The organism is Tessaracoccus terricola, from assembly GCF_054776555.1.
This window is the reverse complement of sequence record NZ_BAAHBS010000003.1, coordinates 71,019-93,508: the sequence shown is the minus strand read 5'-3', so window position 1 is coordinate 93,508 and position 22,490 is coordinate 71,019. Positions and strand designations below refer to the sequence as shown.

28 protein-coding genes are annotated in these 22,490 nt (G+C 68.3%); 8 read left to right on the top strand and 20 right to left on the bottom strand.

The genetic code is table 11. The annotated features are described in order from the left end of the window. Nucleotides 1-921, bottom strand: a complete 921-nt coding sequence (locus ACYU7G_RS05130) for a co-chaperone YbbN (protein WP_461105459.1) — start codon at nucleotides 919-921, stop codon at nucleotides 1-3. Nucleotides 922-1,005: 84 nt separating this feature from the next. On the opposite strand from ACYU7G_RS05130, the gene pgm reads away from it, so the two are divergent. Next, nucleotides 1,006-2,637: a phosphoglucomutase (alpha-D-glucose-1,6-bisphosphate-dependent) gene (gene pgm, locus ACYU7G_RS05125; RefSeq protein ID WP_461105457.1), complete on the top strand. Its 1,632-nt coding sequence runs from the start codon at nucleotides 1,006-1,008 to the stop codon at nucleotides 2,635-2,637. A 3-nt stretch (nucleotides 2,638-2,640) separates the two neighbouring features. Here the strand turns inward: pgm and ACYU7G_RS05120 are convergent, their stop codons facing one another. From ACYU7G_RS05120 to ACYU7G_RS05110, 3 genes are all read right to left on the bottom strand, one after another. Next, a complete protein-coding gene (locus ACYU7G_RS05120; RefSeq protein WP_461105455.1) occupies nucleotides 2,641-3,054 on the bottom strand; it encodes a hypothetical protein in 414 nt (137 codons plus the stop codon). Nucleotides 3,055-3,118: 64 nt separating this feature from the next. Continuing rightward, nucleotides 3,119-3,652, bottom strand: a complete 534-nt coding sequence (locus ACYU7G_RS05115; protein ID WP_461105453.1) for a PH domain-containing protein — start codon at nucleotides 3,650-3,652, stop codon at nucleotides 3,119-3,121. A gap of 9 nt (nucleotides 3,653-3,661) precedes the next feature. After that, a complete protein-coding gene (locus tag ACYU7G_RS05110; protein WP_185975797.1) occupies nucleotides 3,662-3,814 on the bottom strand; it encodes a hypothetical protein in 153 nt (50 codons plus the stop codon). A gap of 153 nt (nucleotides 3,815-3,967) precedes the next feature. Between ACYU7G_RS05110 and mce the strand changes: the two genes are divergently transcribed. The 6 genes from mce (at nucleotide 3,968) to ACYU7G_RS05080 (ending at nucleotide 8,665) form a co-directional block, all read left to right on the top strand. Next, entirely contained in the window at nucleotides 3,968-4,414 is a 447-nt protein-coding gene (mce, locus tag ACYU7G_RS05105) for a methylmalonyl-CoA epimerase (protein ID WP_461105451.1), read from the top strand. An 81-nt stretch (nucleotides 4,415-4,495) separates the two neighbouring features. After that, the gene (locus ACYU7G_RS05100) at nucleotides 4,496-5,563 is read left to right on the top strand and encodes a DivIVA domain-containing protein (protein ID WP_461105449.1); all 1,068 of its coding nucleotides are present in this window, start codon (nucleotides 4,496-4,498) and stop codon (nucleotides 5,561-5,563) included. 3 nt (nucleotides 5,564-5,566) lie between these two features. Next, nucleotides 5,567-6,892 (top strand): AI-2E family transporter, encoded by a 1,326-nt coding sequence (locus ACYU7G_RS05095; protein ID WP_461105447.1) that lies wholly within the window; start codon nucleotides 5,567-5,569, stop codon nucleotides 6,890-6,892. Nucleotides 6,893-6,921: 29 nt separating this feature from the next. Beyond that, entirely contained in the window at nucleotides 6,922-7,617 is a 696-nt protein-coding gene (gene nucS / locus ACYU7G_RS05090) for an endonuclease NucS (RefSeq protein ID WP_461105445.1), read from the top strand. After that, nucleotides 7,617-7,898, top strand: a complete 282-nt coding sequence (locus ACYU7G_RS05085) for a hypothetical protein (protein WP_461105443.1) — start codon at nucleotides 7,617-7,619, stop codon at nucleotides 7,896-7,898. Before nucS ends, ACYU7G_RS05085 begins: the two co-directional genes overlap by 1 nt. Continuing rightward, nucleotides 7,895-8,665, top strand: a complete 771-nt coding sequence (locus ACYU7G_RS05080; protein WP_461105441.1) for an alpha/beta fold hydrolase — start codon at nucleotides 7,895-7,897, stop codon at nucleotides 8,663-8,665. The genes ACYU7G_RS05085 and ACYU7G_RS05080 overlap by 4 nt, the downstream gene beginning before the upstream one ends. 327 nt (nucleotides 8,666-8,992) lie before the next feature. On the opposite strand, the gene ACYU7G_RS05075 is transcribed toward ACYU7G_RS05080, so the two are convergent. Then, nucleotides 8,993-9,649 carry a peptidylprolyl isomerase gene (locus ACYU7G_RS05075; protein WP_461105439.1) on the bottom strand — a complete coding sequence of 219 codons (657 nt, stop codon included), beginning with the start codon at nucleotides 9,647-9,649 and terminating at the stop codon, nucleotides 8,993-8,995. A gap of 70 nt (nucleotides 9,650-9,719) precedes the next feature. On the opposite strand from ACYU7G_RS05075, the gene ACYU7G_RS05070 reads away from it, so the two are divergent. Beyond that, entirely contained in the window at nucleotides 9,720-10,346 is a 627-nt protein-coding gene (locus tag ACYU7G_RS05070; protein WP_461105437.1) for a cob(I)yrinic acid a,c-diamide adenosyltransferase, read from the top strand. A gap of 25 nt (nucleotides 10,347-10,371) precedes the next feature. Here ACYU7G_RS05070 and ACYU7G_RS05065 read toward each other — a convergent pair whose 3' ends face one another. The 15 genes from ACYU7G_RS05065 to prfA all read right to left on the bottom strand — a co-directional run bounded on the left by ACYU7G_RS05065 (nucleotide 10,372) and on the right by prfA (nucleotide 22,424). Continuing rightward, nucleotides 10,372-10,833 (bottom strand): DUF2550 domain-containing protein, encoded by a 462-nt coding sequence (locus tag ACYU7G_RS05065; RefSeq protein ID WP_461105435.1) that lies wholly within the window; start codon nucleotides 10,831-10,833, stop codon nucleotides 10,372-10,374. A 92-nt stretch (nucleotides 10,834-10,925) separates the two neighbouring features. After that, nucleotides 10,926-11,336 carry a F0F1 ATP synthase subunit epsilon gene (locus ACYU7G_RS05060; RefSeq protein ID WP_461105433.1) on the bottom strand — a complete coding sequence of 137 codons (411 nt, stop codon included), beginning with the start codon at nucleotides 11,334-11,336 and terminating at the stop codon, nucleotides 10,926-10,928. A 4-nt stretch (nucleotides 11,337-11,340) separates the two neighbouring features. Then, nucleotides 11,341-12,792 carry a F0F1 ATP synthase subunit beta gene (atpD, locus tag ACYU7G_RS05055; protein WP_461105431.1) on the bottom strand — a complete coding sequence of 484 codons (1,452 nt, stop codon included), beginning with the start codon at nucleotides 12,790-12,792 and terminating at the stop codon, nucleotides 11,341-11,343. 8 nt (nucleotides 12,793-12,800) lie between these two features. Beyond that, nucleotides 12,801-13,709, bottom strand: a complete 909-nt coding sequence (locus tag ACYU7G_RS05050; protein WP_461105429.1) for a F0F1 ATP synthase subunit gamma — start codon at nucleotides 13,707-13,709, stop codon at nucleotides 12,801-12,803. A gap of 6 nt (nucleotides 13,710-13,715) precedes the next feature. Continuing rightward, nucleotides 13,716-15,353 (bottom strand): F0F1 ATP synthase subunit alpha, encoded by a 1,638-nt coding sequence (gene atpA, locus ACYU7G_RS05045; RefSeq protein WP_461105427.1) that lies wholly within the window; start codon nucleotides 15,351-15,353, stop codon nucleotides 13,716-13,718. Nucleotides 15,354-15,375: 22 nt separating this feature from the next. Continuing rightward, nucleotides 15,376-16,173: a F0F1 ATP synthase subunit delta gene (locus ACYU7G_RS05040; protein WP_461105425.1), complete on the bottom strand. Its 798-nt coding sequence runs from the start codon at nucleotides 16,171-16,173 to the stop codon at nucleotides 15,376-15,378. Continuing rightward, nucleotides 16,170-16,715 (bottom strand): F0F1 ATP synthase subunit B, encoded by a 546-nt coding sequence (locus tag ACYU7G_RS05035; protein ID WP_461105423.1) that lies wholly within the window; start codon nucleotides 16,713-16,715, stop codon nucleotides 16,170-16,172. The genes ACYU7G_RS05040 and ACYU7G_RS05035 overlap by 4 nt, the downstream gene beginning before the upstream one ends. An 8-nt stretch (nucleotides 16,716-16,723) precedes the next feature. Next, complete coding sequence (gene atpE / locus ACYU7G_RS05030; protein WP_461105421.1) at nucleotides 16,724-16,948, bottom strand: ATP synthase F0 subunit C; 225 nt, start codon at nucleotides 16,946-16,948, stop codon at nucleotides 16,724-16,726. Between the two features lie 46 nt (nucleotides 16,949-16,994). Further along, entirely contained in the window at nucleotides 16,995-17,786 is a 792-nt protein-coding gene (gene atpB / locus ACYU7G_RS05025) for a F0F1 ATP synthase subunit A (protein ID WP_461105419.1), read from the bottom strand. Beyond that, nucleotides 17,783-18,007, bottom strand: a complete 225-nt coding sequence (locus ACYU7G_RS05020) for an AtpZ/AtpI family protein (RefSeq protein ID WP_461105417.1) — start codon at nucleotides 18,005-18,007, stop codon at nucleotides 17,783-17,785. The genes atpB and ACYU7G_RS05020 overlap by 4 nt, the downstream gene beginning before the upstream one ends. Before the next feature lie 37 nt (nucleotides 18,008-18,044). Further along, nucleotides 18,045-18,515, bottom strand: a complete 471-nt coding sequence (locus tag ACYU7G_RS05015) for a hypothetical protein (RefSeq protein ID WP_461105415.1) — start codon at nucleotides 18,513-18,515, stop codon at nucleotides 18,045-18,047. Then, on the bottom strand, nucleotides 18,502-19,683 hold the full coding sequence (locus ACYU7G_RS05010) for a glycosyltransferase family 4 protein (protein ID WP_461105413.1): 1,182 nt from the start codon (nucleotides 19,681-19,683) through the stop codon (nucleotides 18,502-18,504). Before ACYU7G_RS05010 ends, ACYU7G_RS05015 begins: the two co-directional genes overlap by 14 nt. Further along, nucleotides 19,676-20,482, bottom strand: a complete 807-nt coding sequence (locus tag ACYU7G_RS05005) for an L-threonylcarbamoyladenylate synthase (RefSeq protein ID WP_461105411.1) — start codon at nucleotides 20,480-20,482, stop codon at nucleotides 19,676-19,678. Before ACYU7G_RS05005 ends, ACYU7G_RS05010 begins: the two co-directional genes overlap by 8 nt. Beyond that, the gene (gene prmC, locus ACYU7G_RS05000) at nucleotides 20,479-21,360 is read right to left on the bottom strand and encodes a peptide chain release factor N(5)-glutamine methyltransferase (RefSeq protein WP_461105409.1); all 882 of its coding nucleotides are present in this window, start codon (nucleotides 21,358-21,360) and stop codon (nucleotides 20,479-20,481) included. Before prmC ends, ACYU7G_RS05005 begins: the two co-directional genes overlap by 4 nt. After that, on the bottom strand, nucleotides 21,357-22,424 hold the full coding sequence (prfA, locus tag ACYU7G_RS04995; protein ID WP_461105690.1) for a peptide chain release factor 1: 1,068 nt from the start codon (nucleotides 22,422-22,424) through the stop codon (nucleotides 21,357-21,359). The genes prmC and prfA overlap by 4 nt, the downstream gene beginning before the upstream one ends. Nucleotides 22,425-22,490: the final 66 nt, after the last annotated feature.

The window sequence follows — 22,490 nt, the reverse complement described above, 5'->3', positions numbered from 1 at the left end:
CTAGAACAACAGCGACGACAGGCGGCGGCGGGCCTTGCCGACGATGGGATCGGTGCGTCCGATCACCTCGAACAGTTCCAGAATGCGCACCCTGATGGGTTCGCGCTCCTCGGCGGTCTTCTCGGCGGCCAGACCCAGCAGGCGGTCGAGCGCGGCCTGGTACTCGCCCTGGATCACCTCGAGGTCCGCGGCGTCCAACTGGACGGCCACGTCGTCGGGCTGCGCTGCGGCGGCCTCGACGATCGCCTTGGCGTCGAAGGCGAGGCTGCGCTGCAGGAGGGCCGCCTGGGCGCGCCCGGCCACCACCTCGCCATCGTTCGGGGTGGCGGCGAGCAGCTTGTCGAACTCCTCGACGGCCCGCGCGTAGTCACCGGAGGCCAGCGCCTCGTCCGCCGCGGCGAACCGCGGGTCGGCCGGCTGGGCTGCCGCGTCGGTGCCGCTGGTGGCACCCGACGCGCCCGCTGCGGGCACCGGCTGGGCGCGGCCGGTCATGCCGTTGGCCACGGCGAGCTGCGCCACCTGGTCCAACAGCGGCTGGACCTCCTCACGGCTGCGGGTGCCCTGGAACAGCGGGGCGAGCTGCCCCCCGATGATGGCCACCACGGTGGGGACCGCCTGCACGCCCAACTGCTGGGCGATCTGCGGGGCGGCATCGACGTCGACGCGGGCCAGCAGGAAACGTCCCTCGGCCGCGTTGACCATCGATGCCAGCAGGTTGGAAAGTTCTGCGCCGCGAGTGTCCCTGGCGGAGTGGAACTCCACGATCACCGGGTGCTGCGCGGACAGGTTCACCAGGGCCTGGAAGTCCGCCTCGCCTGCGTCCACGACGTAGCTGGCGCCACCTGGGGCCGGGGCTTCGGCAGCCGTGGCGAGGGCCGAAAGGTCGACGGCTCCTGGACGGGTGAAGTTCGGGTCAGTCATGGCCCCATCTTTGCGGGCGGGGGCAAACGGTTCAACCGGAGCGATCAGGTGCGGGCCGGCTCGGCAGGTGCCAGTATGGGGGCCATGGCACACGAGCGCGCCGGCCAGCCGGCAAGAGAAGCGGACCTCATCGACGTCGACGCCCTGCTGGGCGCCTACTACGATCGCCGTCCGGACCCGCAGGACCCGGACCAGCAGGTGGTCTTCGGCACCTCCGGCCATCGCGGCTCCAGCCTCGACACCGCCTTCAACGAGGCACACATCGCCGCCACCACGCAGGCCATCGTCGAGTACCGCAAGGGCCAGGGCATCACCGGCCCCCTGTTCATCGGGAAGGACACACACGCCCTGTCCGGGCCGGCTTGGCGCACAGCGATCGAGGTGTTGCACGCCGCCGGGGTCACCGTGCATGCCGAGCGGGACGACGAGTACACGCCGACGCCGGCCGTCTCGCGCGCCATCATCCGCCACAACCGCGGGCAGTCCGGGGCGCTGGCCGACGGCATCGTCGTCACCCCTTCGCACAACCCGCCCCGCGACGGCGGATTCAAGTACAACCCGCCCAACGGCGGCCCGGCCGACTCCGACGCCACCTCGGTGATCGCCGCCCGCGCCAACGAGCTGCTGGGCGACCCCGATGCCATCGCGCGGACCCCCTACGAGCGGGCGGCCGCCGACGTCGTGCGCTACGACTACAAGTCCACCTATTGCGCCGAACTCGCCGACGCACTGGACCTGGACGCCATCGCCGGCGCCGGCGTGCACATCGGCGCCGACCCGATGGGCGGCGCATCCGTGCAGTACTGGCAGCACCTTGCCGAGACCACCCGGTTGAACCTCGAGGTGGTCAACCCGGAGGTCGACCCCACCTGGCGCTTCATGACGCTGGACACCGACGGCAAGATCCGGATGGACTGCTCCTCCCCCGACGCCATGGCGTCACTGATCTCGAACCGGACGCGCTACGACATCGCCACGGGCAACGACGCCGACTCCGACCGCCACGGCATCGTCACCCCGGACGCGGGCCTGATGAATCCCAACGCGTTCCTCGCCGTCGCCATCGGATACCTCTTCGCGAACCGTCCCGGCTGGAGCAAGGACGCGGGCATCGGCAAGACGCTGGTCTCCTCGTCGCTGATCGACAAGGTGGCGGCCAAGCTCGGCCGACGCCTGGTGGAGGTGCCGGTGGGCTTCAAGTGGTTCGTCCCGGGACTCACCGACGGCTCCATCGGCTTCGGCGGCGAGGAGTCGGCCGGGGCCTCGTTCCTCGCCAAGGACGGCACCACCTGGACCACGGACAAGGACGGCATCCTGCTGGCCCTGCTCGCCAGCGAGATCAAGGCGGTAACCGGCCGGTCCCCCAGTGAGCACTACGCGGACCTGGAGGCCGAGTTCGGCAAGTCCTTCTACGCCCGCATCGACGCCGACGCCACCCGGGACCAGAAGGCCCGACTCTCGCGACTGAGCCCGAGCGACGTGTCGGCCTCCGAACTGGCCGGGGAACCGATCACGGCCGTCCTGACCGACGCCCCCGGGAACGGAGCGGCCATCGGCGGCATCAAGGTCACCACCGCCAACGCGTGGTTCGCGGCCCGTCCCTCCGGCACCGAGGACAAGTACAAGATCTACGCGGAGTCCCTCAAGGACGCCGACCACCTGGCCGCGGTCCAGGCCGAGGCCAAGGCCCTGGTGAACGCCACCCTGGACGCATGATCCTCAGGCGACGGCGCCGGCCTCGTACCTGGTGACGCCGCGGTCCGTGGCCACGTAGGACTCCAACAGGTGGTTGGCCAGTTCGCGGTGCACCGGCGCGAACCAGTCCTCGTCCTCCGGCGTCGTGACGGCCGGGCCGGTGCGGCCCCGGACCAGCACGTAGTCCAGACCTGCGCCGCACGCCGTCTCGCACATGCCGCGCAGGAAGCCGACGACGCGTTCGCGGTCGGGTTCGGGACTGAACCCATGGATCATGATGGGATCCGTGGCCAGGTAGCGGTCCTCCGTGAGGAGGAAGAATCCCAGGCAGCCGCTGTGGCGGTCTGAGTCCCGTACGAACAGGTCCACCACGTCGGGCATCAGTTCGAGGGTGATCGGATGGTCGTCCCAGTCGTGTGGGAGGTCTTCGAATGTCATACCCACACTCTGGTTGTCCGGACAGGCCATCCGTGATTTGTCCACAGGCCCGGTCCCGGCTGGCTCAGTGGTGCATGTGATCCAGTTGCATCGTCTTGCGCAGGCCGGCGCGCTGGATCACGCGCTGGATGGTCAGGTCCCGCTCCTCGGGGCGTCCGACGAACCGGATCTCCTTCAGGCCCTGGTCCTGGGCGGCGGACTCGAACACGAAGTGGCCGTAGCCGAGCAGCTGCCCCTCCAGCGACTGCGTCAACGAGATGTCGAGGATCCGGGTCATGGGCATCGTTGCCAGGTGCTGGTTGAACACCCCGTGGATCCGGAACACCCGCATGTTGGTGATCACGAACCGGTCCATGTGTGCGACGTGGCACTTCCACATCCCGACGCAGAACGCGAACACCCCCACCGCCAGTGGCGCCCAGAAGTAGTTGCCGGCGGGAATCATGAGAACGAAGCAGACGCCGCTCAGGGCGATTACCACGTACCACCACAGCGTGGCCGCCCAGTGCTTGCGCACCTCGTCGACCACCACCTCGCCCTCCTCCTGGAGGAGGTGCCGACTGACGTCGGGTTCGAGGAACCTCGCGAGGAAGCCCATCGCAGGCGCCTAGCCCGCGAGGCTCGTGAAGAACGTACCGAGTGCCTCGAACGCCCCGAAGAACGTCTTGACCGCCTCTGCGGCGGCCTCCGGCCGCGTGAACAGGTAGAACACCACGAAGGCTGCCACGAGCACAACGAGGATCTTCTTGATCCAGCCCACCAGCACTAACCTCCTGCGTCGCCCAGTGATTGCGCCTACCAGTGTGCACGAACGGCAGGCCGAATCCGGGCAACCCGCCGGGCGCGCCGCGATCCGGGCGGTTATGCCCACCCCGCCGCTCCGGGGCGAAGGGCCTCGTGAGACGCTGGGGGCATGGAAAACGACGACCTGTTCATCTGCATCGACCACGTCGGCCTCGCCGTCCCGGACCTCGACGAGGCCGTGAAGTTCCACGCCGAGACGTTCGGCTGGCGGGAACTGCACCGGGAGGTCAACGAGGAGCAGGGAGTGGCCGAGGCGATGCTCGGCACCGGCGAGCAGGGCGAGGAGAACGCCAAGATCCAGTTGCTGGCACCCCTGCGCCCGGACTCGGCGATCGGGAAGTTCCTGGACCGCAGCGGCCAGGGCATCCAGCAGCTCGCCTACCGCGTGAAGGACCTGGACAAGGTCTCGGAGGTGTTGCGCGGACGTGGGATGCGCCTGCTGTACCCCGAGCCGAAGCGTGGCACCGCCGGTAGCCGCATCAACTTCGTCCACCCCAAGGACGCCCGCGGAGTCCTCCTCGAACTCGTCGAGCCGGCCACCGAACCCGACCACTGAGTGGTTGTGCCCCCTCGATTTGTCCGACGCACCCGCTAGGCTCGTCAGGAGTTCGTCGGGGGAGATCGAGGAGGATGACTGGTGACTGATTCACGCAGGGACTACGAGGACACGGAGGAGACCGGACTCAACCTGTTCGAGGACCGCGCTTCCGCCGCGGGCAACTTCCCGCACTCGATGCTCGGCTACGACCGGCAGGCCGTGGACAGTTACGTGCGCGAGATGGAGCAGAAGGTCACCGAACTGCGCGTCCAGCTCCGTGAACTCCGGCGGGAGATGGAGTTCGTCCGCGCGGAGACCGGCACCAGTGACTTCACCCGCCTCGGGGCCCACGCCAAGAACCTGCTGTCCTCGGCCGAGGCGCAGGCGGCCGAACTCGTGCGCCTGGGCGAGCAGGAGGCCGAACGGATCAAGTCCGAGGGCCGCCGCAGCGCCGCCGCACTGCGCGAGTCCGCACAGAAGGAGGCGGACGACGTCCGGCTCAGCGGGTTGGCCGGGCTGCGCAAGCTCCGCCAGGAGCAGGCCGACGCCGGCAAGCAGGCCCTCGAGGCGGCCAAGAACGACGCCGCACTCGTGGCCGCGGATGCCGAGTCCCGGGCCAAGGCGATCGTCGGCGACGCCGAGGCCAAGGCGCAGGCCACCCTCGAGTCTGCCCGGGCAGAGGCTGCCAAGCTGCTGCAGGAGGCGGAGCGTGCGGGCACTGCCGGCAAGCTGGAGGCCCAACAGGCGGCGGAGAAGACGCTGGCGCAGGCCGCCGAGCAGGCGGCGAAGGCCGAGGAGGCGCTGAAGGCGCAGCTGGCCGTGGGCGAGGAGAACTCCAAGGCAGCATCCCAGCTGGTCGCCGCCGCTCGCGAGGAGGCGGTCGAGATCCGCAACCGCGCCATCGCCGAGGCCGAGGAGATCCGGCTGGTGGCCACTCGCGAGGCGGAGGACACCCTGACCACCATGCGGGACCGCGCCCGCGAGACGGAGTCCGCGATCGAGGAGCAGGTCGCCTGGCGCAAGGAGCAGCTGGAGCGCGAGATCGGCGCCCTGAACGCGAAGCGCGCATCCATGGTGGCTGCCCTCGGGAACCTGAAGGAGATGGCCGCCGAGGCGGACTCCGCGGACAACGAGGAGACCGTCATGTTGACCCCGGAGAGCGAGTAGCAGGTGGCCCTGTCCCCCGACGAGGCCGATGATGCCCTCGTCCACGACGAGCAGCCGTCGGCTGCCGCCCCGGCTGAACAGGAACCGGAGGTCGAGGAGGCCCCGCCCGCGAAGGGCTGGCGGGAGCGCTGGCAGGAGCGTCGGCTCCGGCTGCAGGAGCAGCGCAAGCCGTCCCGGGCCCGGCGGCTGGCCAGGCGGTTCTTCGGCGACGCCCGCCGCGGGGCCAAGCAGTTCCTGACGCCGGTCCCGGTGGACCGGCCCACGCCGGTGCCCCCGGTGGTCGTCAGCGGCGAGTCGCGCCTGCTGAAGTCCTCGCCGTTCGCCCTGGGGTTCTGGGGTGCGATCGGCGTGCTGGTGGCCGTGGCGCTGTTCACCGCCGTCGGCCAGGTGTCGAACATCCTGATCCTCGTGGTGATGTCGCTGTTCCTGGCGCTCGGCCTCAGTCCCGCCGTCGAGTTCCTGGCACGCAGGCGGGTCCCGCGGGGTCTCGCCGTGATGGTGGTGACCCTGACCCTGCTGGGCATCATCGGCCTGGGCATAACGGCACTCGTGCCGATCTTCTCCTCCCAGATCCAGGACCTGGCCCGGAGCCTGCCGGTGGCGATCGACAACCTGAACAACAACCCGCAGATCGCGGCCTGGGACGAGCAGTACCAGATCCTGAGCCGGGTCGAGCAGTTCCTGGTCTCGGGTGAACTCATCCAGAACCTCTTCGGCGGCATCTGGGGCGCGGGCCGCCTGCTCGCCAACGTCGTGTTCTCACTGATCATGACGCTGGTGCTGACCATCTACTTCCTGGCCTCCCTGCCCTCGATCAAGGAGACGATCTACCGGCTCGCCCCGGCCAGCCGCCGCCCCCGGGCCAAGTACCTCGCCGACGAGATCTTCCGGGGCATCTCGGGCTACATCACCGGGATGTTCATGATCGTCAGCGTCGCCTCGGGCTGCGCGTTCATCTACATGAACTTCGCCGGTCTCGGGCAGTACTCGCTGGCACTGGCCTTCATCACCGCCCTGTTCTGCTTCATCCCGTTGGTGGGCTCGTCCCTGGCGATGATCGTCGTGGCCCTCGTCGGGTTCGCCGTGAACCCCACCATCGGCATCGTCACCATCATCTACTTCCTCGTCTACCAGCAGTTCGACGCCTACGTCCTGTACCCGAACGTGATGAAGCGCACGGTCAAGGTCCCAGGTGCCCTGGTGGTCCTGTCGGCGATCATCGGCGGCACCCTCCTGGGGGTCATCGGGGCCCTGATCGCGATCCCCACCGCGGCCGCGATCCTGCTCCTGTTCCGGGAAGTGGTCATCCCGCACCTCGACGCCACCTGAGCCCTCACGGGGCTTGGTAGATTGGCGGCGTGCGTTTGGTGATTGCCCAGTGTCAGGTCGACTACTCAGGTCGGCTGTCCGCCCATCTTCCCCTCGCGAAGCGACTGATCATGGTCAAGGCCGACGGCTCGGTGTCGATCCATGCCGACGACCGTGCCTACAAGCCGCTGAACTGGATGAGCCCACCGTGCACCCTCACGGTGCTCGAACCCGAGGCCGCGGCCGCGGAGGAGCTGGGCATCAAGGAGGTGTGGCAGGTGCGTTCCAAGGACGGCGACACACTGATGGTCAGCATCGGCGAGGTCTTCCTGGACACCGACCACGCCTTCGGTGTGGACCCCGGCCTGCAGAAGGACGGCGTCGAGGCCCACCTGCAGGCGCTGCTCGCCGAGCATCCCACCACGTTCGGCGAGGGCTGGCAGCTGGTCAAGCGCGAGTACTACACCCCCATCGGCCCGGTCGACCTCCTGCTCCGCGACGCCGACGGCGGCCACGTCGCCGTCGAGGTGAAGCGGCGCGGCGAGATCGACGGCGTCGAGCAGCTCACCAGATACCTGGACCTGATGAACCGGGACCCCCAGATCGCTCCGGTCCGTGGGGTGTTCGCCGCCCAGCAGATCAAGCCGCAGGCCGCAGTGCTGGCTTCCGACCGCGGGATCTCCTGCCAACTGCTCGACTACGACGCGCTGCGCGGCATGGACAACGCCGAGGACCGGCTGTTCTGATGCCCAGCAAACGCCGCCCCAGCAAGCACCTGCGTCCCCCGCGGCCGTTGAACCGGGCCCACCACGCGTCGAGGCGCAGCACCCGTTCCGGCACGTTCCTGGTCCGTGACGTCCCTGCGGAGCGCGCCCTGAAGCCCTACACCTGTCCCGGTTGTTCCAACCAGATCCCGGTGGGGATGGCCCACGTGGTGGCCTGGCCCGAGGACCCGGGGCTGGGACACGCCTCCGGTCTCGAAGAGCGCCGACACTGGCACAAGCACTGCTGGAGGATGCCGCTGTGAGCCTGCATGCCACCACCGTCGGCGACGGCCCCACCCACCTCGTCTTCCTCCACGGCCTGTTCGGGCAGGGCAAGAACTGGACCACGATCGCCCGCGGTCTCGAGAGCCTCGCCACCAGCCACCTGCTGGACCTGCCGAACCACGGCCGCTCGTCGTGGACCGTGGACTTCACCCTGGACAACCAGACCGACGAGGTTGCGGCCTGGCTGCGGGAGAACTTCGATCATCCGGTGGCCGTCGTCGGTCACTCACTGGGGGGCAAGGTGGCCATGCGCCTCGCTCTTCGGCACCCGGAGTTGGTGGAGCGCCTGCTCGTCTCGGACATCTCCCCCGCCCGAAACGAGGCCACCACCGATTTCTCGTCGCTGGTCTCAGCCATGCGCAACCTCTCGTTGGAGGACCTCCCGAGCCGCACTGAGGCGGACCGGCGGATGGCCGCGCAGGTACCGGACGCGTCGGTGCGCGGATTCCTGCTCCAGAACCTGCGGCGCCAGGAGGGCGCATGGGTCTGGACCTGCAACCTGGACCTGCTGGGTGACAGCCTCTACACCATCGGCGGCTGGCCGCCCCTCGACGAGGCCTTCGACGGGATCGTCTACTGGGTTGCCGGAGGGTTGTCGAACTACGTCTTGCCCGAGCACCGGGAGCCCATGCAGGAACTGTTCCCCAAGGTGATCTCGGTGACCATCAAGACCGCGGCCCACTGGGTGCACGCCGACGAGCCGGCGATCTTCGTCGCAACCGTCAAGCACTTCCTGCAGGCCTGAGCGCAGGGCGGCCGGGCTCCCGGCTCCGGCCACCCTGCGTCCCGATCAGTACTCGCCCAGGTCCTGCCACGGGCCGTGCTGCGCACCCGGCTCCTGGTAGCGGGTCCACCACTTCGCGCGCCACTGGTGGCGCGGCAACCGCCATGCCGGCGGGCCATCGCTTCCTGTCGGAAATCGGGTTTGGGCATGGGTCTCCTCTCGCGGTGCACCTTCGCGCCGCTGGGTCTGTTTCCCACGAATGGAACCGTTACCATTCTTGGTCGAGCACTACGGTAAGCGCATTCCCGATTGGGTGTCAACCACCTCGCGACAGGTGGGACGGCTCCCTCAGCCGAGTGTGACGGAGCCGATATGGGCCTCGGCGATGGGGCTGGTGCCGTCCTCCGCGGCGATGCCCTGCGCGGCGATGCCGCCGATCACTTCGAGCCCGGCCTGGTCCATGGTCCCGAACACGGTGTACTCGGGCGGCAGCGGGGTGTCGGCCCAGACCAGGAAGAACTGGGAGCCGGTGGTGCCCGGCTGCGGGCGCTTGGCCATGGCGACGGTGCCCGCGGGGTACTCGCTGGTGTGCTCGAGCTCCTCCGCCATCACGTAGCCCGGGCCGCCGGTCCCGGTGGCCGTGGGGTCGCCGCACTGCAGGATGAAGATCCCCTGGTCCACCAGACGGTGGCAGTCAGTGCCGTCGAAATAGCCCTGCTGGGCGAGCGAGACGAACGAGTTGACGGTGCATGGCGCCTTCGCGCGGTCCATCGTGATCACCACGTCACCGGCGGTCATGTGCAGCGTGGCGGCGACGGTGCCCGCGTTGGGGACGTCCGTGGTGGGCGGTGGGTCGACGGGGCGGGCGGGAGAGCCGTCGCCCGGGTAGTCGCAGGTGGTGGCCTGCACCATCTCACCCGGCTGGGCGGACTGGTTGGCGTCGGCGCAGCCCACGAGGGCCACGAGGCAGGCGGAGGCGAGCAGGGCGATCAGTCTCTTCGGCACGCCCCCACTGTATTGATGCGGGGGCGGGCACGCGATTCGGTACACGCCGATCTCGGATAGGTTTGCGCACATGGTGAACCTGACCCGCATCTACACCCGTACCGGCGACGCCGGGCAGACCCGCCTGGCCGACAACTCGGTGGCCGACAAGACAGACATCCGGGTGGAGGCCTACGGAACGGTTGACGAGACCAACGCCGCGATCGCCGTGGCCGTGGCCCTGGGCGGCCTCCCCGAACGCGTCGTGGAGATGCTCGACCTGATCCGCAACGAACTCTTCGACGTCGGCGCGGACCTCTCGACCCCACTCCACAGTGACCCGGAATGGCCGCCGCTTCGGATCGAGCAGCCGTCAGTGGACAGGCTCGAGCAGTGGTGCGACGAGTTGTCCGCGGACCTGCCGGACCTGCGATCGTTCATCCTGCCCGGCGGCTCCCCCTCCGGCGCACAGCTGCACGTTGCGAGGACTGTCTGCCGCCGCGCCGAGCGCGTGGCCTGGCGCAGCGTGGAGGCGCACGGCACCGAGGTCTCGGACGAGCGCGGTCAGGGCGGCGTGAACCTGCTGGCCATCACCTACCTGAACCGGCTGAGCGACCTGCTGTTCATCATGGGCCGTGTCACCAACGGGACCGACGGCGACGTGCTCTGGGTGCCCGGCACGGACCGTCCGAAGCCGGATCGCCCCCGCCGGGCATGAGAAAACCCGCCCGGCGGGGAGCGGGTCACAGTGGCGAGTCTGCGCTGTGCGGGAGGTAGTGGCTGCCTGGCGGGGCTGACTCCAGCCAGCTCATCAACGCCATGGCGGCGTCGGGGTCCATGGCAAGCGCGTGCTCCCGACTGGTCACCCTGTCCTTGAGGGTCACGATCCGGGACTCGTCGAACAGCACCACGGCCTCGAGGCCACTGGACGGGCGTTGGTAGGTGAGCGACGTCACTCCGCGCTGGAACTGGAGCGATGGCCGCAGCGCGAGGGAGAACGCCCGGTACCACTCCAGGTTGTCACCGCGGTACCGCGCGAGCCCCAGCACCCAGCCGCTGCCGGGCACGCCGTCGCCGGTCCGGTACGCACAATCAAAAAGACCGCCGTGGCCAGTGAGCCAACGGCGGCGAGCATAGAGCCCGATGAAGGGCATGCACAGGATCGTGATGACACACACCACGATGAGCGCAGTCCCTAGATCCATGGATGAAAGATACCCTTAGATTCCCTCAGAAATGACCAAGGCGGCCCTGCTTGGGACCGCCTTGGTCGATTGATGCCGAATTGTTGTAGAAGTCAGGCTGAACGCACGCGTTCGCCGGCCCGGATCTGCGCATCGAGGATGTGCAGTCGGTGGACCTGGTCCTCGTCGGCGTCGCCGGTGCGCTGCAGTTCACGCAGTTCCGACGCCTCGCGCTCGGCCCGGTCCAGGGTCACTTCCTGACCCATGACCGCGCTCTGGCTGAGGATCCACACGTGGCCCTCCGCGACGGAGATGAAGCCGCCGTCGACGGCCAGCGTCTCGCTGCGCCCGTCCGCGGTGACGATCTCCACCACGCACGGGACGAGGGCCGCCATGAGCGGCTCGTGCCCTGGCAGGACGCCGACGTCGCCCTCGGTGGTGCGGGCGATGATGTTGATGACATCACCGGCCCACACCTGCCGATCGGCTGCGACGACCTCGACCTTGAGGGGCTCGCGATCCACTGTCTCAGCCTTCCTTGCTCATCTTGTCCCAGTTGCGCATGACGTCCTCCATGCTGCCGACGTTGAAGAACGCCTGCTCGGCAATGTGGTCGACGTCACCGCGGGTGATCATCTGGAAGCCCTCGATGGTGTCCTTCAGCGGCACGGTGGAACCGGGCACGTTGGTGAACTTCTCGGCGGTGTAGGTGTTCTGCGAGAGGAACTGCTCGATCCGGCGGGCACGGGCCACCATGATCTTGTCCTCCTCGGAGAGCTCGTCGATGCCGAGGATGGCGATGATGTCCTGGAGCTCCTTGTTGCGCTGCAGGATCTGCTTGACGCGCACCGCGGTGTCGTAGTGCTCCTGGCCCACGTACTGCGGGTCGAGGATGCGGCTCGAGGAGGTCAGCGGGTCCACGGCCGGGTAGAGGCCACGCGAGGCGATCGCACGCGACAGCTCGGTGGTGGCGTCCAGGTGGGCGAACGTCGTCGCCGGGGCCGGGTCGGTGTAGTCGTCGGCGGGGACGTAGATGGCCTGCATCGAGGTGATGGAGTGACCCTTGGTGGAGGTGATCCGCTCCTGCAGCTGGCCCATCTCGTCGGCCAGGTTGGGCTGGTAACCCACTGCCGAGGGCATGCGCCCGAGCAGCGTGGAGACCTCGGAGCCCGCCTGGGTGAACCGGAAGATGTTGTCGATGAACAGCAGCACGTCCTGGTTCTGGACGTCACGGAAGTACTCGGCCATCGTCAGGGCGCTCAGCGCGACGCGGAGACGGGTGCCCGGGGGCTCGTCCATCTGGCCGAAGACGAGGGCGGTGTCCTTGAGGACGCCGGCCTCCTCCATCTCGTTGATGAGGTCGTTGCCCTCACGGGTGCGCTCCCCCACGCCGGCGAACACCGAGGTGCCACCGAAGTTGTGGGCGATGCGGTAGATCATCTCCTGGATGAGCACGGTCTTGCCGACGCCGGCGCCACCGAACAGGCCGATCTTGCCACCCTTCACGTACGGGGTGAGGAGGTCGAGCACCTTGATGCCGGTCTCCAGCATCTCGGTGCGGGACTCCAGCGCGTCGAAGGCGGGGGCGGGGCGGTGGATGGGCCAGCGCTCCGTGATCTCGATGCTCGAGGGGTCGACGTTGAGCACGTCGCCGGTCACGTTCCACACGTGGCCCTTGGTCACGTCACCCACGGGGACGGAGATGGGGGCCCCGGTGTCACGCACCTCGGCGCCGCGACGCATGCCGTCGGTCGGCTTCAGCGCGATGGCGCGGACCAGGTTGTCGCCGACGTGGAGTGCGGTCTCCATGGTCATGGTCATCTTGTCGCCCATGACCTCGGTCTCGACGAGCAGCGCGCTCCCGATCTCGGGGATCTGGTCAGCCGCGAACTCGACGTCGACCACGGGGCCGATCACTCGGGCGACTCGGCCGATGCCGCCGGTGGCGACAGCTTCCGTCGAATCTGCAGTGGTAGTCATTGCTTTCCTCACTCGTTTCCGGCTGACTCGGCCAGCGCCGCGGCACCGCCGGTGATTTCAGAGATTTCCTGGGTGATCTCGGCCTGACGGGCCTGGTTGGCCTCGCGCGTCAGGCGCTCGATCAGCTGCTGTGCATTGTCGGTGGCCGCCTTCATGGCGGTCTGGCGGCTCGCCAGCTCGGAGGCACTCGACTGCAGCAGCACGGTGTAGACGCGGTTGGCGATGTACAGCGGCAGCAACTGGTCCAGCACTGCTTCCGCGCTGGGCTCGAAGGTGTAGAACGGGATGATCTCACCCTCGCCCGCGGGCTCGTCGCTCTCCTCCACCACCAGCGGCAGCAGCCGCGTGGCAGTGGCCTGCTGCGACAGCATCGAGATGAAGCGCGTGCCGACGACGTGGATCTGGTCCACGCCGCCCTCCTCGTAGGGCAGGAGGAACTTCTCGATCAGGACGTCCGCGATCTCGCGTGCGTGCGAGTACTGCGGCTTGTCGGAGAAGCCGGTCCACTTCTGCTCCACCGGGCGGTTGCGGAACTCGAAGTAGCCCACGCCCTTGTTGCCGGTGATGTACTGGACCACTTCCTGGCCCTCGTCGGTCAGCTTGGTGTACAGCTGCTCGGCCGCCTTGATGACGTTCGAGGAGTACGCACCCGCGAGGCCACGGTCGCCCGTGACCACGAGCATCGCCGAACGCCGGGCAGGGACCCGGTCCTCCAGCAGCGGGTGGGCCACCTCGCCGAGCGACGCCAGGGCCGAGACCGCGTGCGTCAGAGCCGTGGTGTACGGCATCGCGTTGCGCGCGATCTGCTGGGCCTTGACGATCTGCGACGAGGCGATCAGCTCCATGGCGCGGGTGATCTTCTTCGTCGCGGTCACCGACTGGCGCCGCTGTCTGAGTTCTCGCAGGCTACTCGCCATGGTCTATCAACCCCGCTTGGAGACGCGGATGGTTTCCTGGCCGATCTCGCTGTCTTCCATCGCCTCGTGCTCCTCACGACCGACGAGCAGCTTGCCCTCGGAGGTGCGGAAGACCTGCTTGAAGTCGGCCAGCGCAGCCAGCGTGGCCTCCTTGGCCTCGTCCGAGAACTTCTTGGACTCGGCGATGTCCTGCAGGACGGTGGCGTTGTGGCGCAGGTGGTCCAGGAACTCCTGCTCGAAGCGCAGCACGTCGTCGACGGGGACGTCGTCGAAGTGGCCCTCGTTGCCGGCCCAGACGCTGACCGTCTGGTCCTCGACCGGGTAGGGAGCGTACTGGCCCTGGCGCAGGATCTCGACGAGGCGTGCGCCGCGCTCGAGCTGGCGACGCGAGGTCGGGTCCAGGTCGGAGGCGAACATCGCGAAGGCCTGCATGTCGCGGTACTGCGCGAGGTTGATCTTCAGCGAACCGGAGACCGACTTCATCGCCTTGATCTGCGCGGCGCCGCCGACTCGGGAGACCGAGATGCCGACGTCGATCGCGGGGCGCTGGTTGGCGTTGAACAGGTCCGACTGGAGGAAGATCTGGCCGTCGGTGATGGAGATCACGTTGGTCGGGATGTAGGCCGAGACGTCGTTGGCCTTGGTCTCGATGATCGGCAGGCCGGTCATCGAACCTGCACCCAGCTCGTCGGAGAGCTTGGCGCAGCGCTCGAGGAGGCGGGAGTGGAGGTAGAAGACGTCACCGGGGTAGGCCTCACGGCCCGGGGGACGACGCAGCAGCAGCGACATCGCGCGGTAGGCCTCGGCCTGCTTGGTGAGGTCGTCGAACACGATGAGGACGTGCTTGCCCTGGTACATCCAGTGCTGGCCGATGGCCGAGCCGGAGTAGGGGGCGATGTACTTGAAGCCTGCCGGGTCGGAGGCGGGCGAGTGCACGATGGTGGTGTACTCGAGGGCGCCCGCGGCCTCCAGGGTGCTGCGCACCTCGGCGATCGTGGAGCCCTTCTGGCCGACGGCGACGTAGATGCAGCGGACCTGCTGCTTCGGGTCGCCCGACTCCCAGTTGGACTTCTGGTTGATGATGGTGTCGATCGCGATGGCGGTCTTGCCGGTCTTGCGGTCACCGATGATCAGCTGACGCTGGCCACGGCCGATCGGGGTCATGGCGTCGATGGCCTTGATGCCGGTCTGCAGGGGCTCGCGGACCTCCTGGCGGTCCATGACGCCGGCGGCCTGGATCTCCAGTGCGCGACGCTCTTCGATGGGGCTGATCTCGCCGAGGCCGTCGATCGGGTTGCCCATGGCGTCGACGACGCGGCCGAGGTAGCCGTCGCCGACGGGGACCGAGAGGACCTCGCCGGTGCCGTGCACCACGGAGCCCTCGTCGATGCCCTCGGAGTCACCGAGGACGACGACGCCGATCTCGCGCTCCTCGAGGTTCAGCGCGATCCCCATCGTGCCGTTCTCGAAGCGCAACAGCTCGTTGGCCATCGCCGAGGGCAGGCCCTCGACACGGGCGATGCCGTCACCCGACGTGACGACGGTGCCCACCTCGGTCTTCCCGGCCGCCTCGGGCTGGTAAGACTGGACGAAGCTGTCCAGGGCATTGCGGATCTCGTCCGGACTGATGGTTAGTTCAGCCATTGCGTCCTACTTTCGGAAGTTTTCAGTGTGAGTTCAGCAGCCGACGGGCTTGTTCGAGCCGCCCGGCCACGGTTGATTCGATGATGCTGTCGCCGAGCTGGACGGTCACGCCACCCAGCACCGACGGGTTCACCTCGACCTGCAGGGCGACGGGGCCGCCCACCTGGGCCTCGAGCGCACGGCGCAGCCGCTGCGTACGGGACTCGTCGAGGGGCTTGGCCACCGTGACCTTCGCGATCTGCTGGTTGCCCAGCGCTGCTGCGATCTCGAGGTAGGTGTCCACTGTGATGGGCAGGTTCCGGATACGTCCTGCAGCCGCACGACTCAGGAGCACCGAGGTGATCGGGTGCACCCTGCCGTCGGTGAGGTCCGCGACCAGGCGCCGACGGGCCTCGAGCGGGAACCGGCGGTTCCGCAGCGCGTCACCGAGTTCCGCGTCGTTCTGGACGGTGGCCGAGAACGAGTGGAGCTCCTGCTGGACGCGGGCGAGGTCTCCCCCACCGTGGGCCACCTTGAGCAGCCCACGCACGCCCTGGCGCTCCAGCGCCTCCACGAGTCGGCGGCCGGTGAGACCACCGGTGGCGACGACCGTCGAGACGACCTGCATGGCCGGGGCGCTGATCCGGCCGGCGAACAGCCGCTCGGCCAGTGCTGCGCGGGCCTCACCCGCGGCAGACGGGTCGGACAGTGAACGACGCAGCGGGGGCTGGCCGTCGAGCACGTCGACGACAGCGAAGAGTTCACTCGAGGCGGTGGCGTCGAGCGTGGACTCGTCCACCTTCGCGTCGAGGGAGCTGGTGGCTGCGTCGCGGGCGCTCATCGAACAGAACCTGACGACTCAAGCTCGGCCAGGAACGCATCGACCGTACGGTTGGCGCGCGCGTCGTCGGAGAGGGACTCCCCCACGATCTTGCCCGCCAGCGTGGTGGCGAGGCCGCCGACCTCGCCGCGCAGCTGCAGGATCAGCTGTGAGCGCTCGGCCTCGAGCTGGGTGCGACCGCTCTCCAGGATCCTCGCGGACTCCTTGGCGGCCTTGTCGCGGGCCTCGGCCAGGATCTGGGCGCCGGAGTTCTTCGCGTCCTCTCGGATGCGAGCAGCCTCCTCACGTGCGGTGGACAGCTGGGCGTTGTACTCGGCCAGCGCAGCCTCGGCCTTGGCCTCGGCTGCGGCCGCACGCTGCATGCCACCCTCGATCTGGTTCGAGCGCTCCTCGTACATCTTCTCGAATGCCGGAACGATGAACTTCCACATCACGACGAAGATGAGCAGCATCAGGATGATGCCGACGATGACTTCGGACAGATGGTGGGGCGCAAGAGGCCCTAGGTCGATCTCTTGCAACACCCCGAATGCGGGGACCATGCTGCGACTCAGTTGAGAACGAAGGCGAGGGCGATGCCGATGATGGCGAGGGCCTCAACCACGGCGAAGCCGATGAAGGCGGTGCTCATCATGGCGCCACGGGCCTCGGGCTGGCGAGCCGTGCCGTTGATGACGGACGCGAAGATCCAGGCCACACCGAGGGCGGGGCCGATGGTGGCGATCGCGTAGCCGATCATGTTGATGGATCCGGAGATTTCAAGGAGGGACAGCATGGTTTTCCTTTCGGGTGGCTTCCGGCAGGTCTGCGGGAAGTCGGACTTAGTGTGCCTCGGAGATGGAGGTCGAGACGTACTGGGCGGTGAGGACGGTGAAGATGTATGCCTGCAGGGCCCCGATGAAGACCTCCAGGCACAGGATGATGATGCTGAACAACAGCGAGACGACGCCGGAGACGTTGTAGAACAGGTTGTCCTGGTAGGTCAGCAGGTAGCCGCCGCCGACGACGAACACCATCACGACGAGGTGGCCGGCGAACAGGTTGGCGAACAGACGCAGTGCCAGCGTCACGGGCCGCGTGATGAAGACCGACAGGAACTCCAGCGGGATGATCAGCGGGTACAGCGCGACCGGCACGCCTTCCGGGATCAGGGAGCGCCTCAGGAATCCCAGGCCGAACTTCTTGAACCCCGCGCCCAGGTAGATCAACCAGGACAGGATCGCCAGGCCGTAGGCGTACCCGACGTTGGAGAACGTGGGGTACATGAAGAAGAAGAACTCGCCGAACAGGTTGTTCACCAGGATGAAGGAGAACAGTCCCACGAGGTAGGGCAGGAACTTGCGGAAGTCATGGTGCAGGATGTCGCGGGCGATGCCGTTGCGCACGAACTCGTAGACGTACTCCGCGAAGAACTGCCCCTTGCCGGGCTTCGTCTTCAGGTTCCGGGAGGCCCACCACCACAGCAGGATGACCAGCAGCGCACCGATGACGGCTTGGAAGAACGGCTTGTTCATCCACTCGGGCATGCCCTCTACAAGGGCGCCCCAATGGAAGTCCTCAACACCGGGAGGGGTGTAGCCGCCGTCCTCGAGCGGGAACAGTCCTGGGTTCACTCGGTTCTCCCATATCGCTTGATGATCAGGTAGATGCTGCAGGCCAGTCCAACGATGAGGCCCACCGGCAGCAACCACGAGGTGTTCAGGTAGTGGTCTCCCAGCCAGCCCAGACCCCCGTAGAGGATCAGCCCGGCCAAGATGTAGCTGAGCACGATCATCCCATCGTCGGTACTGCCGCCCCTGCGGGGTTCCGGCGACTCGTCCGATGAACTCTTCATGCCCATGTCGACATGGAGCCTAGCGGAAAATCCGCGGCTAATCACCTTCGCCCCCGGCGGCAGGGGGAACATAGTCAGCATCGTAGATCGGGACGCGTTGCCTGCTCGCCACGAGCACCACTCCGCCCACCCAGGCGATGACCGTTGCCACCATGGACAGGAGCAGCCAGCCACCCTCCACGTGGGGCGCGACCGCCGGGTTGTAGAGGATGTAGTACATGCCCACACCGATCCCCACCACCCGCACCAGGTAGGACACGAGCGCCAGTCCCATGCCCTGCACCGGCTCCAGTTCACACGCGATGATCTCGATGAACTGGCCGACGGAGAAGAAGATCACGACGGCTGCGAAGCCGAGCGCAACGGTGATGGCGGCGTCGGTCCCACCGATCACGAGGGCCAACCCGAGGACCGTGATGCCCGCGGCGTGGCCGAGCACCAGGCCACCCACCATCATCTGGCGGGCACGGCGGGTCGCCCCCGACACCTTCTTCTCAGTGGCTGCCATCGATTTCCTTCCTGGCCGAGTCCGGCTCCGGCGAGGAGGCGGCCGGCACCTCCGTCGGCGTCGTGGCACCGGCGACGGCGTGCTGGCCGGAGCGCAACGGGTAAACGGTCAGGATGAGGACGAGGACCAGGGCGATCCCCACCCCCCACACCGCGGTCGAGCGGTGCGTCACAGTGATGAACACCAGACCGCCTGCGAACACCGCGGTCCAGCCGTACATCAGGAACACCGCGCCCCGGTGGGAGTGGCCGCGGCGCACCAGCATGTGGTGGATGTGCTGCTTGTCCGCCACGAACCAGAACTGCCCTCGGCGGGTGCGTCTCACGTAGGCGAGGATCAGGTCCAGGAACGGCAGCGCGAGCGCGGCGAACGGGAGCAGGATCGGCAGCAGCGCGGGGAGGATGTCCCCGCCGGCCAGGGCGCTGGCGTCGGTCTGGCCGGTGAAGGAGATGGCGCTCAACGCCATCAGCAGCCCCAGCAGCATCGCACCTGAGTCCCCCATGAACATCTTGGCCGGGTGGAAGTTGTGGGCGAGGAACCCGAGGCAGATGCCGCACGTGGCCACTGTGATGAGGCTCGCAGTGGTCGCACGGACCAGCTCCTGCTCGTAGGCCAGCAGGTAGCAGTACGCGAAGAAGGCTCCGGACCCGATGGCCACCACGCCCGCCGCCAGCCCGTCGAGCCCGTCGACGAAGTTGACCGCGTTGACGCACAGCGCGATGAACAGGACGGTGACGAGGATACTGGTGGCGTCGCCGAGGTTGATGATGGTGTTGGGCAGCGGGATCCAGTAGATGCGCACCCCCTGCAGCACCGCCACGCCGGCCGCGAGCACCTGACCGCCCAGTTTCACCATGGCCGGCATGTCGAACTTGTCGTCGAGCACGCCCACCAGGCAGATGATCAGCGCCGCCCAGAGAACGGCCTCCGCGTCGTGGGCCACGGTGGCGTGCTTACCGAGGAACGGCAGCTGCCGCGCCAGCAGGAAGGCGACGGCCAACCCGCCCAGCATCGCCACGCCCCCGAGGTACGGGATGGGTTGGGTGTGGACGTCCCGGGCACGGACCCGGGCCAGGGTCCCGGTCCTGATCGCGATCCTGCGGCACAGGCCGGCCAGCAGGTAGGTGGCGGCGGCTGCAACCAGCAGGACCAGGGAGTACTCACGCATCTGTAGGTTTCTCGCCCCCGTCGGTGACGTCGGTCCCTTCGATGACGTCCCCCTGGGCGCGTGCCTCGTCGTCGGCACCCGGTGCTTCCAGTTCGGCCGGCGGTTCCTCTTCCTTTGCGGCCGCCGGTGGCGTCGGTTCCTCGTACGGCTCGAGGCGGGGTGCGGTGAGCTTGAGCTCCTCGAATGCGATGGCTCCGTTGCGCAGCACGCGACCGCGGTTGGACCCGGTGAAGTCGACGATGGTGGAGGCCACCTGTCCCTCGGACTCGCCGCCGTCGAGGTAGACGGCCACCGTGTCCCCGAGCATCTCCAGGGCCTCTGCGACGGTGTTCGCGGCAGGCCTGCCCGAGATGTTGGCAGAGCTCACGGCCAGCGGGCCGGTGCGCCGCAGCAGTCGGCGCAGCTCGTCGTGGTCGGGCACCCGCACGGCGACGGTGCCACCGGTCTCCCCCAGTTCCAGGTTCAAGGTCTTCTGCGCCTTGAGGATCAGGGTCAGCGCCCCGGGCCAGAAGTTGCGTGCCAGCGCCATGGCGTCGCGCGGGATGTCCGCGGTCAGGGCACGCAGCATGGAGCGCTCCGCGATCAGCACCGGCGGCGGCATGTCCCCACCGCGCTGCTTGGCGGCGAGCAGGCCGCGCACGGCGTCGCCGGAGAAGGCGTCGGCGGCGATCCCGTAGACGGTGTCGGTGGGTACGACGACGCAGTGGCCTTCGGCGATCGCGGCCGAGGCGGCGTCGATACCCGCTCCCGGGTCCTCGTTGAGATCATGGAGCGCGGGTGCGGAGGGGGTTTCGGTCACGATTCCAATCCTGCCACGTCGCGGCCACCGGACCGCCGCGCGGTCACGTGGCGTGGGCGGCCAGTGAGGTCGTCATGGTCGGCGACGTCCTCGAACAGGGGTCCCTCGAGCAGGTCGACGACAGCCTCGGCATGTGACTCGTCGTGCTCGGCCACGAGCAGGCCACCGGGGCGCAACAACCGGGCGGCGACGTCCTTAACCACCCGCATCGCGTCGAGGCCGTCCGCGCCGCTGAACAGCGCCAGGTCCGGGTCGTGGCCGACGACGTCCCCCGGCAGGGAGCCGCGCACCGTCTCGGGCACGTAGGGCGGGTTGACCACCACGACGTCGACTGTGCCGTCGAGTCCGGGCAGGGCCACGGCCATGTCCGCGTGGACGAGGTCCACTTCCAGCCCGGACAGGTTGTGGACCAGGTAGGGCCAAGCCTCGTCCGAGATCTCCACGGCATGCAGTTCCAGGCCACCGAGCTCCGTGGCGAGGGACCTGGTGATGGCGCCCGACCCGGCGCAGAGTTCGACCACGCGGCGTCGCTCCGGCGGGCGGCCGCCGAGTTCACGCAGCGCGAGGTCCACCAGCAGTTCGGTCTCGGGGCGTGGGATGAAGACCCCCGGCCCCACCTTCAACGTCTCGTAGCGGAAGTGGGCCTCCCCCGTGAGGTGCTGGACGGGCACGCCCGCCTCCCGACGCTCCAGGAGTGCGTCCAGCGTGGCGCGCTGGCCGGCGGTCACCCGGGGGGCGAGGAGCATCTGCGAGACGTCGAGGCCGAGCACGTCGGCAAGGAGGATGCGCGCGTCGGCACCCGGCGAGGGCAGCCCGGCGGCGGCGAGCCTGGCCGCCGCGGCCAACGCGACGTCGTATGCGGGTTCCGAGGCGGTCACCGCGCAGTGCCCTCGAGCCGTTCGGCGAGGTCGCGCTCCTGCAGGGCCTCCAGCACGGGCCCGATCGCTCCCGCCAGCACGGCATCGAGGTTGTGGGCCTTGTAACCGATCCGGTGGTCGGCGATCCGGTTCTCGGGGAAGTTGTAGGTCCGGATCCGTTCGGACCTGTCCACCGTGCGCACCTGGGACTTGCGCGCCTGCGACGCCTCCTCCGCGGCCTTCTCCTCCGCGAGCGACGTCAGGCGGGCCCGCAGCATGCGCATCGCGGAGATCTTGTTCTGCATCTGGGAGCGCTCGTTCTGGCAGCTGACCACGGTGCCGGTGGGCAGGTGGGTGATACGGACCGCGGAGTCTGTGGTGTTGACGCCCTGGCCGCCGGGCCCCGAGGCCCGGTAGACGTCGATCCGCAGGTCGTCGTCGTTGATCTCCACGTCGTCGGCCTCCACGTCGGGCATGACCAGGACGCCGGCGGCGGAGGTGTGGATCCGGCCCTGCGACTCCGTCACGGGGACGCGCTGCACGCGGTGCACCCCGCCCTCGAACTTCAGCAGGCCGTAGGGTCCCACGCCATCGCTGGCCGCACCCTTGACCGCGATGGTGACCGACTTGTAGCCGCCGAGGTCCGTGGTCTGTTCGTCGAGCAGTTCCACCTTCCACCCCACCTGTTCGGCGTAGCGGCTGTACATCTTCAGCAGGTCGCCGGCGAACAGGGCGGACTCGTCGCCACCCTCGCCGGACTTGATCTCCAGCAGGGCGTCGGCGTCGTCGTTGGGGTCGCGCGGAGCGAGCAGCCTGGTGAGCCGCTCGGTCACCGCTTCCAGTTGCGCGTCCAACGTGGAGACCTCGTCCGCGAACGCGTCGTCCAGCTCCGCGAGTTCCGCCGCAGCGGCGCGGTCGCCCTCGAGGCGGCGGTACTCGTCCAGCGCCTCAACGACGGGACGCAGCGCCGCGTAGCGGCGGCCGACCTTGCGGGAGCGCGCGGGGTCCGCGTGCAGCTCGGGGTCGGCGAGCTCCTGCTCCAACTGGTGGAACTCCGTGACCAACGGTTCTGCGGACTCGAACATCATTCTCCCGGGGATGAGAAAACCGGACGCGGGGCGGGCCCTGAGGCCCACCCTGCGCCCGGTTCT

Excerpts from the sequence above, each read along its gene's own strand:
- mce (WP_461105451.1), top strand. The coding sequence starts at position 3,968 with ATGGAAAACGACGACCTGTTCATCTGCATCGACCACGTCGGCCTCGCC.
- ACYU7G_RS05085 (WP_461105443.1), top strand. The coding sequence starts at position 7,617 with ATGCCCAGCAAACGCCGCCCCAGCAAGCACCTGCGTCCCCCGCGGCCG.
- atpE (WP_461105421.1), bottom strand. The coding sequence starts at position 16,948 with ATGCTGTCCCTCCTTGAAATCTCCGGATCCATCAACATGATCGGCTAC.
- ACYU7G_RS05120 (WP_461105455.1), bottom strand. The coding sequence starts at position 3,054 with ATGACATTCGAAGACCTCCCACACGACTGGGACGACCATCCGATCACC.
- ACYU7G_RS05070 (WP_461105437.1), top strand. The coding sequence starts at position 9,720 with ATGGTGAACCTGACCCGCATCTACACCCGTACCGGCGACGCCGGGCAG.
- ACYU7G_RS05065 (WP_461105435.1), bottom strand. The coding sequence starts at position 10,833 with ATGGATCTAGGGACTGCGCTCATCGTGGTGTGTGTCATCACGATCCTG.
- prfA (WP_461105690.1), bottom strand. The coding sequence starts at position 22,424 with ATGTTCGAGTCCGCAGAACCGTTGGTCACGGAGTTCCACCAGTTGGAG.
- ACYU7G_RS05115 (WP_461105453.1), bottom strand. The coding sequence starts at position 3,652 with ATGGGCTTCCTCGCGAGGTTCCTCGAACCCGACGTCAGTCGGCACCTC.
- ACYU7G_RS05010 (WP_461105413.1), bottom strand. The coding sequence starts at position 19,683 with ATGCGTGAGTACTCCCTGGTCCTGCTGGTTGCAGCCGCCGCCACCTAC.
- ACYU7G_RS05050 (WP_461105429.1), bottom strand. The coding sequence starts at position 13,709 with ATGGCGAGTAGCCTGCGAGAACTCAGACAGCGGCGCCAGTCGGTGACC.
- ACYU7G_RS05130 (WP_461105459.1), bottom strand. The coding sequence starts at position 921 with ATGACTGACCCGAACTTCACCCGTCCAGGAGCCGTCGACCTTTCGGCC.
- atpD (WP_461105431.1), bottom strand. The coding sequence starts at position 12,792 with ATGACTACCACTGCAGATTCGACGGAAGCTGTCGCCACCGGCGGCATC.
- atpA (WP_461105427.1), bottom strand. The coding sequence starts at position 15,353 with ATGGCTGAACTAACCATCAGTCCGGACGAGATCCGCAATGCCCTGGAC.
- ACYU7G_RS05040 (WP_461105425.1), bottom strand. The coding sequence starts at position 16,173 with ATGAGCGCCCGCGACGCAGCCACCAGCTCCCTCGACGCGAAGGTGGAC.
- ACYU7G_RS05020 (WP_461105417.1), bottom strand. The coding sequence starts at position 18,007 with ATGAAGAGTTCATCGGACGAGTCGCCGGAACCCCGCAGGGGCGGCAGT.
- ACYU7G_RS05035 (WP_461105423.1), bottom strand. The coding sequence starts at position 16,715 with ATGGTCCCCGCATTCGGGGTGTTGCAAGAGATCGACCTAGGGCCTCTT.
- ACYU7G_RS05015 (WP_461105415.1), bottom strand. The coding sequence starts at position 18,515 with ATGGCAGCCACTGAGAAGAAGGTGTCGGGGGCGACCCGCCGTGCCCGC.
- pgm (WP_461105457.1), top strand. The coding sequence starts at position 1,006 with ATGGCACACGAGCGCGCCGGCCAGCCGGCAAGAGAAGCGGACCTCATC.